Origin of the sequence: Acetobacter estunensis (assembly GCF_019083805.1) — a bacterium.
GTDB classification, from domain to species: domain Bacteria; phylum Pseudomonadota; class Alphaproteobacteria; order Acetobacterales; family Acetobacteraceae; genus Acetobacter; species Acetobacter estunensis_A.
Genome location: NZ_JAHRDV010000133.1, coordinates 1 through 250 on the forward strand (window position 1 = coordinate 1; position 250 = coordinate 250).

General features: G+C 64.0%; 1 pseudogene. It reads right to left on the minus strand.

Annotated elements, in window-relative coordinates:
* Positions 1 to 119: 119 nt before the first annotated feature.
* Positions 120 to 250, minus strand: a pseudogene (locus KUA11_RS17945) (replication initiator protein A); the annotation flags it as partial.

Below are 250 nucleotides of genomic sequence, written 5' to 3' on the forward strand. Positions count from 1 at the left end.
CGCGCGTCACCACCAGCCTGCGGCAAGGGCCGGAGTGGCGCGAGAAGCCGTTTGCCTGGATCAGTGACGTCCGGATTTCCCGTGAGGATGGGGTGGCCCTGACCCTGCCGGACTGGCTCATGGAGATCACGAAGATCGAAACGCCACCCGTCTTTCTGCCGACCAGCATGTCGGCGCGCCAGACGGTAAAGCCACCGCTCCAGACCGCCATAAAGGCGGAAATAGGCGGGATCGACGCTCAGGACATGAG